This window comes from Pseudomonas sp. W2I6 (assembly GCF_030815935.1).
In the GTDB taxonomy this organism is placed as follows: domain Bacteria; phylum Pseudomonadota; class Gammaproteobacteria; order Pseudomonadales; family Pseudomonadaceae; genus Aquipseudomonas.
Window position 1 is genome coordinate 7134942 of sequence record NZ_JAUSXJ010000001.1, and the last position, 16082, is coordinate 7151023.

Genomic DNA, 16082 nt, shown 5'->3' on the forward strand with positions numbered 1-16082 from the left:
TCGGAAAGTATGGCGAGCGTCTCCAAGTGTTCCTCACTTGCAGCCTACGATTGTCTTCAATGCTAAAGTCCATCCTCGATTTTGCTTTTCCCAAGGAAGCCGTTATGCCGGATGCGACGTCCCTCAGTGCTGGATTCATGGTGGTTCACGGCAACCGCCTGGATGAACTGCGCAGCCTGGTTGTCAGCTGGATGCGCCGTTACCCGCTGGCTCCCCTGGAAAACGAAATCGCCCTGGTACAAAGCAACGGTATTGCCCAGTGGCTGAAACTGGCGCTGGCTGAAGACCCTGAAGACGACGACATGGGCGGTTGCGGCATCGCTGCCGCTATTGATGTGCAGCTTCCCGGCAGCTTCATGTGGCAGCTCTATCGCATGGTCCTGGGCAAAGACGAGATCCCACCCAAATCCCTGCTGGATAAAGCCCCACTGACCTGGCGTCTCATGCGCCTGTTGCCGGAGCTGATCGATCAGCCCCATTTCGAACCCCTGCAACGCTTCCTGACCCACGATACGGATCTGCGCAAACGCTACCAACTCGCGGAACGCCTCGCCGACCTGTTCGACCAATACCAGGTCTACCGTGCTGACTGGCTGGAAGATTGGGCTGCCGGTCGCCATCAACTGCGCAATGGCCGTGGCGAATCCAAACCTTTGAGCCCGGCCAACTGCTGGCAAGCCGAACTATGGCGCGCCCTGCTGTTGGACGTAGGAGAGGAGGGCATGGCTCAAAGTCGCGCCGGAGTTCACCAACGCTTTATCGAGCGCATCAATAGCCTGGAGCAGGCACCGATAGGCCTGCCCTCCCGCGTGATCGTCTTCGGCATTTCCTCCTTGCCAGCCCAAGCGCTGGAAGCCCTTGCCGGCCTCGCCCGTTTCAGCCAGGTGCTGCTGTGTGTGCACAACCCTTGTCGCCATCACTGGTCCGACATCGTCGCCGACAAAGACCTGCTCCGAAACGAATACAAGCGCCAGGCACGCAAGGCCGGAATGCCGGTCACCATCGACCCGCAAACCCTGCATCAGCACGCCCACCCGCTGCTCGCTGCCTGGGGTAAGCAAGGTCGCGACTACATCAACCTGTTGGACAGCTACGACGACCCCAACAGTTACCGCTCGGCATTCCGTGACGGTCGTATCGACCTGTTCAGCGAGAGCGAGCCCACCACCTTGCTCAACCAACTCCAGGACGACATCCTCGAACTGCGCCCCCTCAACGAAACCCGTGAACTCTGGCCAAGCGTCGACCTGGCGCGCGACACTTCCATTCGCTTCCACATCGCCCACAGTGCCCAACGCGAAGTTGAAGTTCTTCACGACCAGTTACTGCAGCGCTTCAGCGCCGACCCCACGCTGCGCCCACGGGACATCATCGTCATGGTCCCCGACGTCGACAGCTACGCGCCGCATATTCGCGCCGTATTCGGCCAGCTTGAAAGAAGCGACCTACGCTTCATTCCGTTCACGCTTACGGACCAGGGCCAGCGTGGCCGCGATCCGTTACTGATCGCCGTCGAGCACCTGCTCAAGCTCCCGGACAGCCGCTTTCCGGTCAGCGAAATCCTCGACCTGCTCGACGTCCCGGCCCTGCGGGAACGCTTCGCCATCAAGGAACGCGACCTGCCGACCCTGCACCGCTGGATCGAAGGCGCCGGTATCCGTTGGGGCCTCAACGCCGAACAACGCGCCGGCCTCGGCTTACCCCAGGAGCTGGAGCAAAACAGCTGGCGGTTCGGCCTGCGTCGTATGCTCCTGGGCTACGCCGTCGGTACGGGCTCTGCCTGCGATGGCATCGAGCCGTACGATGAAATCGGCGGACTCGATGCGGCCTTGATCGGCCCGCTGGTCGCACTGCTCGATGCGCTGCACGACGCCCACCAGGCACTTTCGCAACCTGCCGCGCCGACAGAGTGGGGCGAGCGCCTGCAAAACCTGATGCAGTTGTTCTTCCTCCCGAGCAACGAGCACGACGACTACCTGTTGGGTCAACTCGAGCAACTGAGAGAAACCTGGCTGGAGACCTGCGAGTCCGTCGGCCTGCATGACGAATTACCCCTGACCGTAGTCCGCGAGGCCTGGCTGGCAGGCCTCGACCAAGGCCGACTGTCCCAGCGCTTCCTCGCGGGAGCTGTCAATTTTTGTACCTTGATGCCCATGCGCGCGATCCCATTCAAGCTGGTTTGCCTACTTGGCATGAACGATGGCGACTACCCACGCGCGCAACCGCCGCTGGACTTCGACCTGATGGGCAGCGACTACCGCCCAGGGGATCGGTCACGCCGCGAAGACGACCGCTACCTGTTGCTCGAAGCCCTGCTCTCCGCCCGCGACCAGCTCTACATCAGTTGGGTCGGCCGCAGTATCCGCGACAACAGTGATCGCCCGGCATCGGTCCTGATCGGGCAGTTGCGCGACCACATTGCCAGCGGCTGGCACACCACCAGTGGCGAACCACTCCTGGAAGCCACCACCCAGGAACACCCGCTCCAGCCCTTCAGCGCCCGCTACTTCCATGAAGGTGACAAGCTGTTCAGCTACGCCCGCGAATGGCAGTTGCTCCACGCAACCCCGGACAGCGTGCCCGATACCGGCAGCCTCGCACCCTACACCCAGGAAGAACCGTTGAGCCTTGGCCAACTGCAAGACTTCCTGCGCAACCCGGTCAAACACTTTTTCAGCCAGCGCCTGAAAGTGTTTTTCGAAGCCGCCGAAGTCCCGCTGGAAGATGAAGAACCCTTCGTCCTCGATGCACTGCAGCGCTATAACCTGAGCGACAGTTTGCTCACGGCGGCACTCACCCGCCCCGACAACCTCGACGAAGCCCTCAACGCCCAGGCCCTGCGTCTGCAAGGCAGTGGCTTGTTGCCGATGGTTGGTTTCGGCGAATGCCTGCGCAAAGAAATGATCGAGCCTCTGCCCGACCTGTTGCAGCGTTACCAGCAACTCCTGGCACTCTGGCCCACTGCGCACACCAGCGCCGAACCGATCAGTTTTGAGCATCAAGGCATCCAGCTGGAAGGTTGGATCAGTGGCCTGCATCAACGCAGCGATGGCGGCTTTCTAAGCGTCACCGCCATCCCCAACAGCATCGGCTCGATCAAGACCCGTAAGTGGCATCGCCTGATTCGCCCATGGGTCAACCACCTGGTGGCCTGCGCCTGCGGTCTTCCGTTAAGTACCGGCCTGGTCGCCAGCGACGACACACTGCTATTGGCCCCACTTGAGCAAGCCACAGCCCGGGAGCTCCTCGGCAACCTGCTGCTCGCCTGGAAAACCGGCATGAGCGAACCACTGCCGGTCGCCGTTAAAACCGCATTCGCCTGGCTCGGTCAAACCGACCCGGCCAAAGCGCAAGCCGCCGCCAGCAAAGCCTACGAAGGCGACGGCCAAACCAGCGACGGCGAGCGCCGTGAAAGCCCTGCGCTCATCCGACAGTTCCCCGATTACGCCGCCTTGATGGCCAGCGAAGAGTTCGAAGGCTGGTGCGAAACCCTCTATCGACCGTTGATCAACGCTCCCTGGCGATCACTCACCAGCGCGGAGGCCAGCGCATGAGCGGTACAAAACCCCTGGCCCTGGCCTTCCCGCTCAAGGGCAGCCAACTGATCGAAGCCAGTGCCGGCACAGGCAAGACATTTACCATCTCAGCGCTCTACCTGCGTCTGGTACTCGGCCACGGAGGGGACGAGTCGGGCTTCGGCCGCGAGTTGCTGCCGCCGCAAATTCTCGTCGTGACCTTTACTGATGCCGCCACCAAAGAGCTGCGTGAACGCATCCGAATCCGCCTGGCAGAAGCCGCGCGTTTTTTCCGCGAAGAAATCGAAGAACCCGACGCGTTGATCGCCGAACTGCGCGACCAATACAGCCCCGAACAATGGCCCGGCTGCGCCAATCGCCTGGACATCGCCGCCCAGTGGATGGATGAAGCCGCCGTCTCGACCATTCACAGCTGGTGCCAGCGCATGCTGCGCGAACACGCCTTCGACAGCGGGAGCCTGTTCACCCAGACCCTGGAAACTGACCACAGCGACCTGCTCGGCGAAGTGCTGCGCGACTACTGGCGGCTGTTCTGCTACCCGATGCACGACGATGCGCTGAACTGGGTGCGCAACAATTGGGGCGGCCCGGCGGCCCTGATGCCACGGGTACGCGCGCTGTTCGGCAGCGAGCGGCCCACGGATGAAACGCGTGACCCCGCCGAGCTGATCAACGAATGCCTGCAAGAGCGCCGCCAAGCACTCGTCGCGCTCAAGGCACCCTGGCAACAATGGGCAGAAGAATTGCGCAACATTTGCCTGCAGGCCGTCGCCGCCAAAACCGTCGATGGTCGCAAGATGCAAGCCCGTTACTTCGAACCCTGGTTCGAAAAAATCAGCGCCTGGGCAGCTGACGAGTCTCTCGAACAACTGGACATCGGCACCGGTTTCACCCGCCTGACCCCCGACGGCATGGCCGAAGCCTGGAAAGGCGAACCACCACGCCATCCGGGTATCGACGCCATGGCCAGTCTCAAGGCCAGCCTCGACGCCCTGCCAACGCCCGATGCTGCTGTACTGCAACACGCCGCCGGCTGGGTGGGAAAACGCTTCGAAGAAGAAAAGCGCCGGCGCGCCGAAATGGGCTTCGACGACATGCTGATCCGCCTCAACGCCGCCCTGCAAGCCGACGGCGGCGAGCGTTTGGCCAGCGTGATCCGCGAGCAATTCCCGGTCGCCCTGATCGACGAATTCCAAGACACCGACCCGGTGCAATACAGCATCTTCGACAGTATCTACCGCATCGAAGAAAACCACCTCGACAGCGGCCTGTTCCTGATCGGCGACCCAAAGCAGGCGATCTACGCCTTCCGTGGCGCCGACATCTACACCTACCTGCGCGCGCGCCAGTCCACCACCGGCCGCCATCACACCCTGGGCACCAACTTCCGTTCGAGCCACGCCATGGTCGAGGCGGTAAACCACGTATTCCAGCGCGCAGAAAAAGGCCGTGGAGCGTTCCTGTTCCGTGAACCCGACGGTACGAATCCGGTGCCGTTCCAGTCGGTATTGTCCCAAGGCCGTAAGGAACAACTGCAGGTCAACGGTCAGACGTTGCCTGCGCTGAATCTCTGGCATCTACCCACCGACCAGCCGATCTCCGGCGTGCTCTACCGCCAACAGTTGGCCGCGTCCTGCGCCAGTCAAATCGTCGCGTTACTCAATGGCGGCCAGCAGGGAACTGCCGGATTCCTCGGCAAAGACGCTAGCTTCAAAGGCGTGCTGCCGTCAGACATCGCCATCCTCGTGCGCGACGGCAAGGAAGCCCAGGCCGTGCGCGGTGAACTGGCTGCCCGTGGCGTGCGCAGCGTTTACCTTTCCGATAAGGATTCCGTGTTCGCCGCCCAGGAAGCCCACGACCTGCTGGCCTGGCTCAAGGCCTGTGCCGAGCCGGACGTCGAGCGCCCACTGCGCGCCGCCCTGGCTTGCGTCACCTTGAACCTGTCGCTGCCCGAACTGGAGCGTCTGAACCAGGACGAACTGGCGTGGGAACAACGCGTAATGCAGTTCCGCGATTACCGTACGATCTGGCGCACCCAAGGCGTGCTGCCGATGCTGCGGCGCCTGTTGCACGACTTCAAATTGCCGCAAACCCTGATCACCCGCAGCGATGGCGAGCGGGTATTGACCAACCTGTTGCACCTCTCGGAATTGCTGCAACAGGCGGCCGCAGAGCTGGACGGTGAACAAGCGCTGATTCGCCATCTGGCCGAACATCTCGCGCTTTCCGGCCAGGCCGGTGAAGAGCAGATCCTGCGCCTGGAAAGTGATGAACAGCTGGTCAAAGTGGTAACGATCCACAAATCCAAGGGGCTGGAATACGACCTGGTTTTCCTGCCGTTCATTTGCTCGGCAAAACCGGTGGATGGCAGCCGCCTGCCGTTGCATTACCACGACGCAAACGGCAAATCCAAGGTCAGCCTCAGGCCCACCGCCGAGTTGATCGCCCAAGCCGACGATGAACGGCTGGCCGAAGACTTGCGTCTGTTTTACGTGGCGCTGACCCGCGCCAAACACGCCTGCTGGCTGGGCATCGCCGACCTCAAGCGTGGCAATAACAACAGCTCGGTGCTGCACCTGTCGGCCCTGGGCTACTTGCTCGGCGGCGGCGCTTCACTTGGCGAGTCCGGCGGCCTGGCCCGCTGGTTGCTTGACCTGCAGGAAGGTTGCCCGGCACTGCATTACGCAGAAGTGCCCGAGGCCGATGCGGTCGTATTCCACCCGCCGCGTAACGAAGCCACCTTGCTCGCGCCGCTGCTGCCCAAGCGCAAGGCGGCAGAAAACTGGTGGATCGCTTCCTACAGTGCGCTGCGTATCGGCGAGAGCATGAGTGCGGCGAGCCTCGAAGCGCCGGAAAGCCCACAAGCGCAGAAGCTGTTCGATGACGAACGCCTCGACCCGGATGCCCCACGCGAAGTGCCGGCTTCCGGTGGCGATATTCACCGTTTCCCACGCGGGCCGAATCCCGGCACCTTCCTCCATGGCCTGCTGGAATGGGCGGGCGGCGAAGGCTTCAATGTTACCCCGGAGGCTATCGAAGATGCGGTCGCCCGCCGCTGCAACCGACGCGGCTGGGAAGGCTGGATCGGCACACTCGGCGGTTGGCTCGGGCATCTGTTGCAAGCCCGGTTGCCGCTGGGCAACGGGCAGGTGGCCCTTAGCGAGTTGCGGCAGTACCAGATCGAAATGGAGTTCTGGTTTGCCAGCCACAAAGTCGACGTCCTCGCACTCGACAAACTGGTGTGCCAGCACACTCACAATGGCGTATCCCGCGTGGCCGCCGAACCGGTGCTGCTCAATGGCATGTTCAAGGGTTTTATCGACCTGACCTTTGAACACGAAGGCCGCTACTACGTGGCCGACTACAAATCCAATTGGCTTGGTCCCGATGATTCGGCCTACACGCAGCAGGCCATGGAACTGTCGATCCTCGACCATCGTTACGACCTGCAATATGTACTTTACCTGCTGGCCCTGCATCGCCAGCTGAAGGCGCGGCTGCCGGATTACGACTACGACCGTCACGTCGGCGGCGCGTTGTACCTGTTCCTGCGGGGCACCCATTCCGCGAGCCAGGGCGCGTATTTCACCCGACCGCCCCGGGAATTGATCGAAAGCCTGGACCTGCTGTTCCAGGGCAAACCGCTGCCACCCAAGGCCGAGCCCGCCTGGGAACAAGGAGAGCTGCTATGAGCCTGTCGCCGTTACCGCTTGAGGAGCTGACGCCCCTCAGCCGCGCCGCCGACCTGGTGCAACTGCTCGATCTCTGGGTGCAGCGCGGCTGGTTGCGCGCGCTGGACAAGGCCTTTGTCGGCTTCCTCCACGAACTCGATCCGCAGGCTGACCCTTTAGTCCTGCTGGCCGCGGCCCTGACCAGCCACCAACTGGGCCATGGCCATGTGTGCCTGGACCTGTTCGAAACCCTCAAGGCCCCGGATTTCGCTCTGTCGCTGCCACCCGAAGGCGATGTGCAAACCGGCGTCATGCTGCTGCCATCACAGTTGCTCGACGGCCTGGACGGCGCCCATTGGTGCCATGCCCTGGCCGCCAGCCGTCTGGTGGCACTGGCCGTCGACGGCAGCGAGGAGGCGCAAAGCCGGCCACTGGTGCTGTCGGGCAAACGCCTGTACTTGCGCCGCTACTGGACCTACGAACGGCGCATCGACAGCGCTTTGCGCCTGCGACTCGCCACCCGGGAAAGCGTTGCCGCCGATCTGCCCGAACGCCTGAATCGCCTGTTCGACCAGGCCCCGCCAGACGGTGTTGTCGACTGGCAAAAGCTCGCCTGCGCCTCGGCCACCCGCGGTGCATTCAGCATCGTCACCGGCGGGCCGGGTACCGGCAAGACCACCACGGTGGTGCGTTTGCTTGCGCTGTTGCAGGCCCCCGCCGTGGAAGCGGGCAGCGCGTTGCGCATCCGTCTGGCCGCGCCCACCGGCAAGGCGGCCGCGCGCTTGACCGAGTCCATCAGCCAGCAAGTGCTGTCGCTGAAAGTGCCTGATGCGGTGAAGGAAAAAATCCCGACCCAGGTCACCACCGTTCACCGTTTGCTCGGCAGCCGTCCCGGCACCCGACACTTCCGGCATCACATCGGCAATCCGTTGCCCCTGGATGTGCTGGTAGTGGACGAAGCCTCGATGATCGACCTGGAAATGATGGCCAACCTGCTGGACGCCTTGCCACCCCATGCTCGCCTGGTACTGCTGGGTGACAAGGACCAGTTGGCTTCGGTTGAAGCCGGGGCGGTGCTGGGGGATTTGTGCCGCGACGCCGAAGCCGGTTTCTACAGCCCGCAAACCCGCCAGTGGCTGCAACAGGTCAGCGGCGAAGACCTCGGCGCCAGCGGCCTGCAGGAAGACCTCGACGGTAGCCATCCCTTGGCGCAACAAGTGGTGATGCTGCGTTACTCGCGGCGTTTCGGCGAAGGCAGCGGCATTGGCCAACTGGCCCGCTGGGTCAACCAGCAAAACCCTGAGCAGGCCCGCAAACTGCTGGCTGCCCGCAGCCATGCCGACCTGTTTTGCGTCAGCCTCAAGGGCGAGCACGACCATGCCCTGGAGCGCCTGGTGCTGGACGGCCATGGCGACGGTGCCCACGGTTATCGCCATTACCTGAAACTGCTGCAGACCGCGCGTCCGTCCCTGGAGACGCCACGGGATGACGAGGCCTGGACGCTCTGGGCGCAAAAGCTGCTGAAAGCCTTCGACGCTTTCCAGCTGCTCTGCGCCGTACGCAAAGGCCCATGGGGCGTGGAGGGCCTGAACCTGCGCATCACCGCCGCGCTGCTCAAGGCCCGGCTGATCGACAGCGACCAGCAATGGTACGAAGGACGCCCGGTGTTGATGACTCGCAACGATTACGGCCTGGGCCTGATGAACGGCGATATCGGTATCGCCCTCAAGCTGCCCGAAAGCGACGGCGGGCCGCAGGTTCTGCGCGTCGCGTTCCCGCGCAACGATGGCCAGGGCGGCGTACGGTTTGTGTTGCCCAGCCGGCTCAACGACGTCGAAACCGTCTATGCGATGACGGTGCACAAATCTCAGGGCTCTGAATTCACCCACACCGCACTGATTCTGCCGGACGCCTTGAACCCGGTGCTTACCAAAGAGCTGATCTACACCGGCATCACCCGCGCCAAGGACTGGTTCAGCCTGATCGAACCGCGGGGTGGCGTATTCGAAGAGGCGGTGAGCCGCAAGGTGAAACGCTTGAGTGGGCTGATGCTGGAACTGGGCACTTGATCGTCAAAGAAGCTGACCAATGAGTCATCTAAATTTTCTGATCCAAATGTGTGATTTTTCTTAATAAAATGTCGGAATCCTCCTGGGTGTCGCCTCGGGGGTTTTCCGCCGTTGTGCTATCGTTGCGGCATCATCCCGAGAAGATCAAAGAGAATCGCTGCATGAACGTGGCTGTCTCGCCCACAGAGCGAAGTTTGAGCTGGAGACGAATGCTGCTGTTGGCGCTTCTGTGCGTGTTCACGCCCCTCGTTTTTGCCCAGCCGCCTGCCGGCATGGCCGATCAGCGGGCCAAGGCCGTCACCCAAGTGGTCCTGGGTATTCTCAGTTACGCCCGCTGGCCGGTAGAGCCCGCGCAATTGCGTTTGTGCATCGTCGGGCCAACCCAATACACCGATGACCTGGTCAAAGGCACCACCCAGGCTACCGGCCGTCCGGTAGTGGTGCAGCGTTTGCTGGCCGACCATCCAGACATCGCCAATGCCTGCGATGCCGTGTACATCGGCCAATTGACCAGCGACGAGCGCAGCCGCCTGTTCGCATCACTGATCGGCCATCCGGTGCTCAGCATCAGCGAAGGCGGCGACCAATGCACCGTGGGCAGCCTGTTCTGCCTGCGGGTGGCCGACGAGCAGGTGTCGTTCGAGGTCAACCTGGATTCCGTTGCCCGTAGTGGTGTGCGCATTCATCCGAGTGTGCTGCAACTGTCCCGACGTCGAGCGCCGGGGTCATGAGTGTCGATAAGGCGCCAGTGCGTCCTACCTTGCGTTCAGTGATCGGGCGCGGGCACCTGAGCCTGGCGCTGATGGCGGTCAGCATGGCCAGTATCTCCCTGACCCTGCTCGGCGTGCTCGCGCTGCGGGTGTATGCCGACCACAATCTGCACCTGATCGCCCGCTCCATCAACTACACCGTGGAAGCGGCCGTGGTGTTCAACGACAGCGCGGCGGCCACCGAGGCGTTGGGCGTGATCGCCTCGGAGGAAGAAGTGGCCGAGGCGGAAGTCTTCAACGTCGACGGCAAGCAACTGGCCCATTGGGAGCGCCCTGAAACCGGGATGCTGTCGATGATTGAGCTGCAGTTGGCGCATGCCCTGCTCGAACAACCCATCACCCAGCCGATCCTGCACCAGGGCCAGGTCATCGGCAGCGTGCACCTGACCGGCCACGGCGGCAGCCTGTTGCGCTTCCTGCTCAGCGGCCTTGCCGGGATTCTGGTGTGCACCGCCCTCAGCGCCTGGGTTGCACTGTACCTGGCGCGGCGTTTGTTACGCGGCATCACCGGGCCGTTGCACAGCCTGGCCTCGGTGGCCCACGCCGCCCGAAGCGAGCGGGCCTTTGACCGACGCGTACCGCCGGCGAAAATCGCCGAACTCGATAGCCTGGGCAATGACTTCAATGCCCTGCTCGACGAACTGGAGGCCTGGCAGACCCACCTGCAAAGCGAAAACGAAACCCTCGCCCACCAGGCCAGCCACGACAGCCTGACCGGGCTGCCCAATCGTGCGTTCTTCGAAGGTCGGCTGATCCGCGCCCTGCGCAGCGCCGCCAAGCTCAACGAGAAAGTGGCGGTCTTGTTCCTCGACAGCGACCGCTTTAAAGACATCAACGACAACTTCGGCCACGCCGCCGGCGATGCGGTATTGGTGGCAGTGGCTAAGCGCATTCGTGCGCAACTGCGTGAAGACGACCTGGTGGCACGCCTGGGCGGCGATGAATTCGCCATCTTGCTGTCGCCTTTGCACCGACTTGAGGACGCCCAGCGCATTGCCGAAAAAATCATCGCCAGCATGGACGCGCCCATTGCGCTGCCCGGCGACGCCCACGTATTGACCTCACTCAGTATCGGCATCGCCGTCTACCCCGATCATGGCGCCACCCCCGGTAACCTGCTCAACGCCGCCGACGCGGCGATGTACCAGGCCAAACGGCTTTCCCAGGGTGGCCAGCAAACGGCGGAATCGGAGTCCCCCGCCGCCGACGTTCAACACAGGAGTTGATCCCTTGTTCTCGACCGCACGCTTTTTATTCATCACCTTGCTCGTGGCTCTGCTCGCCCTGAGCGGCTGCCAGACCCCGCCGCCCAAAGGCCTGACACCGGCGCAAATCGCCGTGCTCAAACAGCAGGGTTTTGAACTGACTGACGAAGGCTGGGCCTTCGGCCTCTCGGGCAAGGTGCTGTTTGGCAGCGACGTCGAAAGTCTGAATGCCCCCAGCACCGAGATCGTCCAGCGCATCGGCAAGGCGCTGCTGGGCGTGGGCATTGAGCGCGTGCGGGTCGACGGCCACACCGACGCCTCGGGCAAGGAAACCTACAACCAGCAACTGTCCCTGCGCCGAGCCAAAAGCGTCGCGCACGTGTTGGCAGGCGTTGGGATGAAAGAAGAAAACGTACAACTGCGCGGGCTGGGCAGCAGCGAGCCGGTGGCGTCCAACGCGACAGCGGCGGGGCGCACCGAGAATCGCCGGGTGTCGATTGTGGTGATTGCGGACTAGTCTGGCTTTCGGGCAGTTCGAGTTGGAATGCAATCAATGTGGGAGCCGGGTTTGCCCGCGATGGCGGTGGATCAGTTGATGTATTGGGTGACTGACACACTGTTATCGCGGGCAAGCCCGGCTCCCACATTTTATTTAATCGGCAAACACCATCTCCCGCGTTTCCCCCATCAACAACGGCTGATTCTGCTCCGTCACCTCACGGATGTAATCCCACAGCAGGGTGATCCGTTTCAACTTCCTCAAGTCCTCGCGGCAGTACATCCAGAACTGCCGCGTAATGTTTATCTCCTTCGAAAGCACCGGCAGCAACCGCGGGTCCTGTGCCGCCAAAAAGCACGGCAGGATCGCCAGCGAGCGCCCTTGCTGCGCCGCCACGTACTGCGCAATCACGCTGGTGCTGCGCAAACTGGCGCTGGCGCCGGGCACCACATTGGCCAGGTACAGCAGCTCCGAACTGAACGCTAAATCATCCACGTAGCTGATAAACGGATGCTCGGCCAGGTCCGCCGCCCGGCGGATGGGCGGGTGCTGGTCCAGGTATTCCTGCGTCGCGTACAGCTGCAGCTTGTAGTCGCACAGCTTGCAGCACACGTACGGCCCGTGTTCCGGTCGCTCCAGGGCGATGACGATATCCGCCTCGCGCTTGGACAGGCTGATGAAGTGGGGCAGGGGCAGGATGTCCACCGAGATCGCCGGGTAGGTGTCGACGAAGTGGCTCAGTTGCGGGGTGACGAAGAAGCTGCCGAACCCTTCGGTGCAGCCCATGCGCACGTGGCCGGACAGCGCCACGCCGGAGCCGGAAACCTGTTCGCAGGCCATGTGCAACGTGCTTTCGATGGACTCGGCGTAACCCAGCAGGCGCTGGCCTTCGGTGGTCAATACGAAGCCGTTGGTCCGGGACTTTTCAAACAGGAGAGTGCCCAACGATCCTTCAAGGGAACTGATGCGCCGCGACACCGTGGTGTAGTCCACCGCCAGGCGCTTGGCAGCGACGCTGGCCTTGCGGGTACGCGCGACTTCGAGGAAAAACTTCAGGTCATCCCAGTTCAGGGAGCCCAGTGACGTGATGTTTTTTTGCATATTGGACCGGCTTTTATGTGCGTTCTTATTAGAAGTTTGCACATCTATACTCCAAAAACAGTCCGAACGCCTCATCCTCAAGGCGATTCAACGCCTTGGTTCTCTGCATACCTACAAGAATTGGAGACCACATGAACGCATCTGCCGATATTTCCGTAAAACAGGTCAAGCTGCTGATCAACGGCGAGTGGGTCGAATCCAGGACCACCGAATGGCAAGACATCGTCAACCCCGCTACCCAGCAAGTGCTGGCCCGCGTACCGTTTTCCACCCCTGAAGAAGTCAACGCTGCCATCGACGCCGCCCATCGCGCCTTCCAGACCTGGAAGCTGACGCCGATCGGTGCGCGCATGCGCATCATGCTCAAGCTGCAAGCCTTGATCCGCGAGCACTCCAAGCGCATCGCCGTGGTCCTGAGTGCCGAGCAGGGCAAGACCATTGCCGACGCTGAAGGCGACATTTTCCGTGGCCTGGAAGTGGTCGAGCACGCGTGCTCCATCGGCACCCTGCAGATGGGCGAATTCGCTGAAAACGTCGCCGGCGGTGTGGATACCTACACCCTGCGCCAGCCGATCGGCGTGTGCGCCGGCATCACCCCGTTCAACTTCCCGGCGATGATTCCGCTGTGGATGTTCCCGATGGCCATTGCCTGCGGCAACACGTTCGTACTCAAGCCATCGGAACAGGACCCGCTGTCGACCCTGCTGCTGGTTGAACTGGCGCTGGAAGCCGGGGTGCCAGCCGGTGTGCTGAACGTGGTTCACGGCGGCAAGGACGTGGTGGATGCGCTGTGCACCCACAAAGATATCAAGGCCGTGTCCTTCGTCGGTTCGACCGCCGTGGGGACTCACGTCTACGACCTCGCCGGTAAACATGGCAAGCGCGTGCAATCGATGATGGGTGCCAAGAACCACGCCGTGGTGCTGCCGGATGCCAATCGCGAACAAACCCTGAACGCCCTGGTCGGTGCCGGTTTCGGTGCGGCGGGTCAGCGTTGCATGGCAACTTCCGTGGTGGTGCTGGTAGGCGCGGCCAAGCAATGGCTGCCGGACCTCAAGGCCCTGGCGCAAAAGCTCAAGGTGAACGCCGGCAGCGAAGCCGGTACCGATGTGGGTCCGGTAATCTCCAAGCGCGCCAAGGCACGCATTCTCGACCTGATCGAAAGCGGCGTAAAAGAAGGTGCCAAGCTGGAGCTGGATGGCCGCGGCATCAAGGTGCCGGGCTTCGAGGACGGCAATTTCGTCGGCCCGACGTTGTTCTCCGGCGTGACCACCGACATGCAGATCTACACCCAGGAAATCTTCGGCCCGGTGCTGGTGGTGCTGGAAGTCGACACCCTCGACCAAGCCATCGCCCTGGTCAACGCCAACCCGTTCGGCAACGGCACCGGCCTGTTCACCCAGAGCGGCGCGGCAGCGCGTAAATTCCAGAGCGAAATCGATGTGGGCCAGGTCGGCATCAACATCCCGATCCCCGTGCCGGTTCCGTTCTTCAGCTTCACCGGTTCCCGTGGTTCGAAACTCGGCGACCTGGGCCCGTACGGCAAGCAAGTGGTGCAGTTCTACACCCAGACCAAAACCGTCACCAGCCGCTGGTTCGACGACGACAGCGTCAACGATGGCGTCAACACCACCATCAACCTGCGCTGATCGAGGAGACGACCATGAAGATTGCATTTATCGGCCTGGGCAACATGGGCGCGCCGATGGCGCGCAACCTGATCAAGGCTGGCCATGCGCTGAACCTGTTCGACCTGAACCAGACCGTGCTCAAGGAACTGGCGGAACTGGGCGGCACCATCAGCGCTTCACCGCGCGCGGCAGCCGAAGGCGCCGAGTTGGTGGTGACCATGCTCCCGGCTGCGGCCCATGTGCGCAGTGTGTGGCTCGGTGAAGACGGCGTGCTCGCCGGCATCGGCAAAGGCGTGCCGGCGGTGGATTGCAGCACCATCGACCCGCAGACCGCCCGCGATGTAGCGGCGGCGGCAGCGAAACAAGGCGTGGTGATGGCGGATGCTCCAGTGTCCGGCGGCACCGGCGGTGCCCAGGCCGGGACGTTGACCTTCATGGTCGGCGCCACCCCGGAACTGTTCGCCACCCTGCAACCGGTGCTGGCGCAGATGGGCCGCAACATCGTCCATTGCGGCGAAGTCGGCACCGGGCAAATCGCCAAGATCTGCAACAACCTGCTGCTGGGTATCACCATGGTCGGCGTCAGCGAAGCCATGGCCCTGGGCGATGCGCTGGGCATCGACACCCAAGTGTTGGCGGGAATCATCAACAGCTCCACCGGGCGCTGCTGGAGTTCGGACACCTACAACCCATGGCCAGGGATTATCGAGACGGCGCCGTCGTCCCGGGGTTATACCGGTGGGTTTGGTGCAGAACTGATGCTCAAGGATCTGGGACTGGCCACTGAAGCGGCCCGCCAGGCACACCAGCCGGTGATCCTCGGCGCAGTGGCGCAGCAGTTGTATCAATCGATGAGCCAACGTGGGGAAGGGGGCAAGGACTTCTCGGCGATCATCAACAGCTATCGAAAACCAAAGTAGGGCGATTGTCCTTCTTCACTGTGGGCCCCTGATTTTTACTGCGTAGACCTTCCAGCACCAGCTCACTACTGGTGCTTTTTTTTGGCCTGAATAAACCCCTTCGCGACGTTTGTGGGAGGGCGGTATTACTTATCGACTAATGCCTAGGGATAAGGTTTTTTTTGCATTGTTATAGTTGTGAAATAAACTTTTACAAGTTTCAGGTGTGACGCTGAAATATCATGTTTTTGATCATGGGTTATTCATTCGGTGAGTGTCCATGGGGCGCTCGATTATCATGCCGTTATAATTGATTTATCGGTTATGTGTGTTCGGTTTGTCGTGGCTTCCCTCATTAAACACCCATGTTTATTGCGTGTTTACATTTCTCTTTGATGTTGACTATTGCCTCGCTAGTATCGGTTTTGCGAGCGTTGTCATGGTTGCTGCGTCTCGATAACTTCCGCCGAAGCGTTGTACTTTCAAAGTTGTGCAGGTGTGTTAGAGATGGCTAGCGAATGGATGCGTACATCGGGTTTCCCAGGGCTATCGGCCTCATCGAACGAGGCCGCCCTGGAACTTGAAAAAGCCCGCATCCTGGCCCGCCACCTCTCCCGGTTGCTCGACCTCTGGGCTGCGATGCAGTCCAGCCCAAGGCCCGGGCAGGCTTATTCTGACGCCAAGGATGTGCCACCTCATTC

General features: G+C 62.0%; 9 protein-coding genes. 8 read left to right on the forward strand and 1 reads right to left on the reverse strand.

Annotated elements, in window-relative coordinates:
• The first annotated feature begins 104 nt into the window (after window positions 1-104).
• The 6 genes from recC (at window position 105) to QF039_RS32870 (ending at window position 11768) form a co-directional block, all read left to right on the forward strand.
• The gene (gene recC / locus QF039_RS32845) at window positions 105-3554 is read left to right on the forward strand and encodes an exodeoxyribonuclease V subunit gamma (RefSeq protein ID WP_307522701.1); all 3450 of its coding nucleotides are present in this window, start codon (window positions 105-107) and stop codon (window positions 3552-3554) included.
• On the forward strand, window positions 3551-7228 hold the full coding sequence (gene recB / locus QF039_RS32850) for an exodeoxyribonuclease V subunit beta (protein WP_307522703.1): 3678 nt from the start codon (window positions 3551-3553) through the stop codon (window positions 7226-7228). Before recC ends, recB begins: the two co-directional genes overlap by 4 nt.
• On the forward strand, window positions 7225-9276 hold the full coding sequence (gene recD, locus QF039_RS32855) for an exodeoxyribonuclease V subunit alpha (protein WP_307522705.1): 2052 nt from the start codon (window positions 7225-7227) through the stop codon (window positions 9274-9276). Before recB ends, recD begins: the two co-directional genes overlap by 4 nt.
• A 161-nt stretch (window positions 9277-9437) precedes the next feature.
• On the forward strand, window positions 9438-10007 hold the full coding sequence (locus tag QF039_RS32860; protein WP_177010073.1) for a YfiR family protein: 570 nt from the start codon (window positions 9438-9440) through the stop codon (window positions 10005-10007).
• Window positions 10004-11272, forward strand: a complete 1269-nt coding sequence (locus tag QF039_RS32865) for a diguanylate cyclase domain-containing protein (RefSeq protein WP_102368026.1) — start codon at window positions 10004-10006, stop codon at window positions 11270-11272. The genes QF039_RS32860 and QF039_RS32865 overlap by 4 nt, the downstream gene beginning before the upstream one ends.
• Before the next feature lie 4 nt (window positions 11273-11276).
• Window positions 11277-11768: an OmpA family protein gene (locus tag QF039_RS32870; RefSeq protein ID WP_003214188.1), complete on the forward strand. Its 492-nt coding sequence runs from the start codon at window positions 11277-11279 to the stop codon at window positions 11766-11768.
• Window positions 11769-11903: 135 nt separating this feature from the next.
• Here the strand turns inward: QF039_RS32870 and QF039_RS32875 are convergent, their stop codons facing one another.
• Window positions 11904-12851: a LysR family transcriptional regulator gene (locus QF039_RS32875; protein ID WP_087694895.1), complete on the reverse strand. Its 948-nt coding sequence runs from the start codon at window positions 12849-12851 to the stop codon at window positions 11904-11906.
• 131 nt (window positions 12852-12982) lie between these two features.
• Between QF039_RS32875 and QF039_RS32880 the strand changes: the two genes are divergently transcribed.
• Together QF039_RS32880 and mmsB are read left to right on the forward strand one after the other, a co-directional pair.
• Window positions 12983-14500 carry a CoA-acylating methylmalonate-semialdehyde dehydrogenase gene (locus QF039_RS32880; protein ID WP_008430611.1) on the forward strand — a complete coding sequence of 506 codons (1518 nt, stop codon included), beginning with the start codon at window positions 12983-12985 and terminating at the stop codon, window positions 14498-14500.
• Between the two features lie 14 nt (window positions 14501-14514).
• Window positions 14515-15402: a 3-hydroxyisobutyrate dehydrogenase gene (gene mmsB, locus QF039_RS32885; RefSeq protein WP_003214181.1), complete on the forward strand. Its 888-nt coding sequence runs from the start codon at window positions 14515-14517 to the stop codon at window positions 15400-15402.
• Window positions 15403-16082 lie beyond the last annotated feature (680 nt).

Excerpts from the sequence above, each read along its gene's own strand:
- recC (WP_307522701.1), top strand. The coding sequence starts at position 105 with ATGCCGGATGCGACGTCCCTCAGTGCTGGATTCATGGTGGTTCACGGC.
- recB (WP_307522703.1), top strand. The coding sequence starts at position 3,551 with ATGAGCGGTACAAAACCCCTGGCCCTGGCCTTCCCGCTCAAGGGCAGC.
- recD (WP_307522705.1), top strand. The coding sequence starts at position 7,225 with ATGAGCCTGTCGCCGTTACCGCTTGAGGAGCTGACGCCCCTCAGCCGC.
- QF039_RS32860 (WP_177010073.1), top strand. The coding sequence starts at position 9,438 with ATGAACGTGGCTGTCTCGCCCACAGAGCGAAGTTTGAGCTGGAGACGA.
- QF039_RS32865 (WP_102368026.1), top strand. The coding sequence starts at position 10,004 with ATGAGTGTCGATAAGGCGCCAGTGCGTCCTACCTTGCGTTCAGTGATC.
- QF039_RS32875 (WP_087694895.1), bottom strand. The coding sequence starts at position 12,851 with ATGCAAAAAAACATCACGTCACTGGGCTCCCTGAACTGGGATGACCTG.
- QF039_RS32880 (WP_008430611.1), top strand. The coding sequence starts at position 12,983 with ATGAACGCATCTGCCGATATTTCCGTAAAACAGGTCAAGCTGCTGATC.
- mmsB (WP_003214181.1), top strand. The coding sequence starts at position 14,515 with ATGAAGATTGCATTTATCGGCCTGGGCAACATGGGCGCGCCGATGGCG.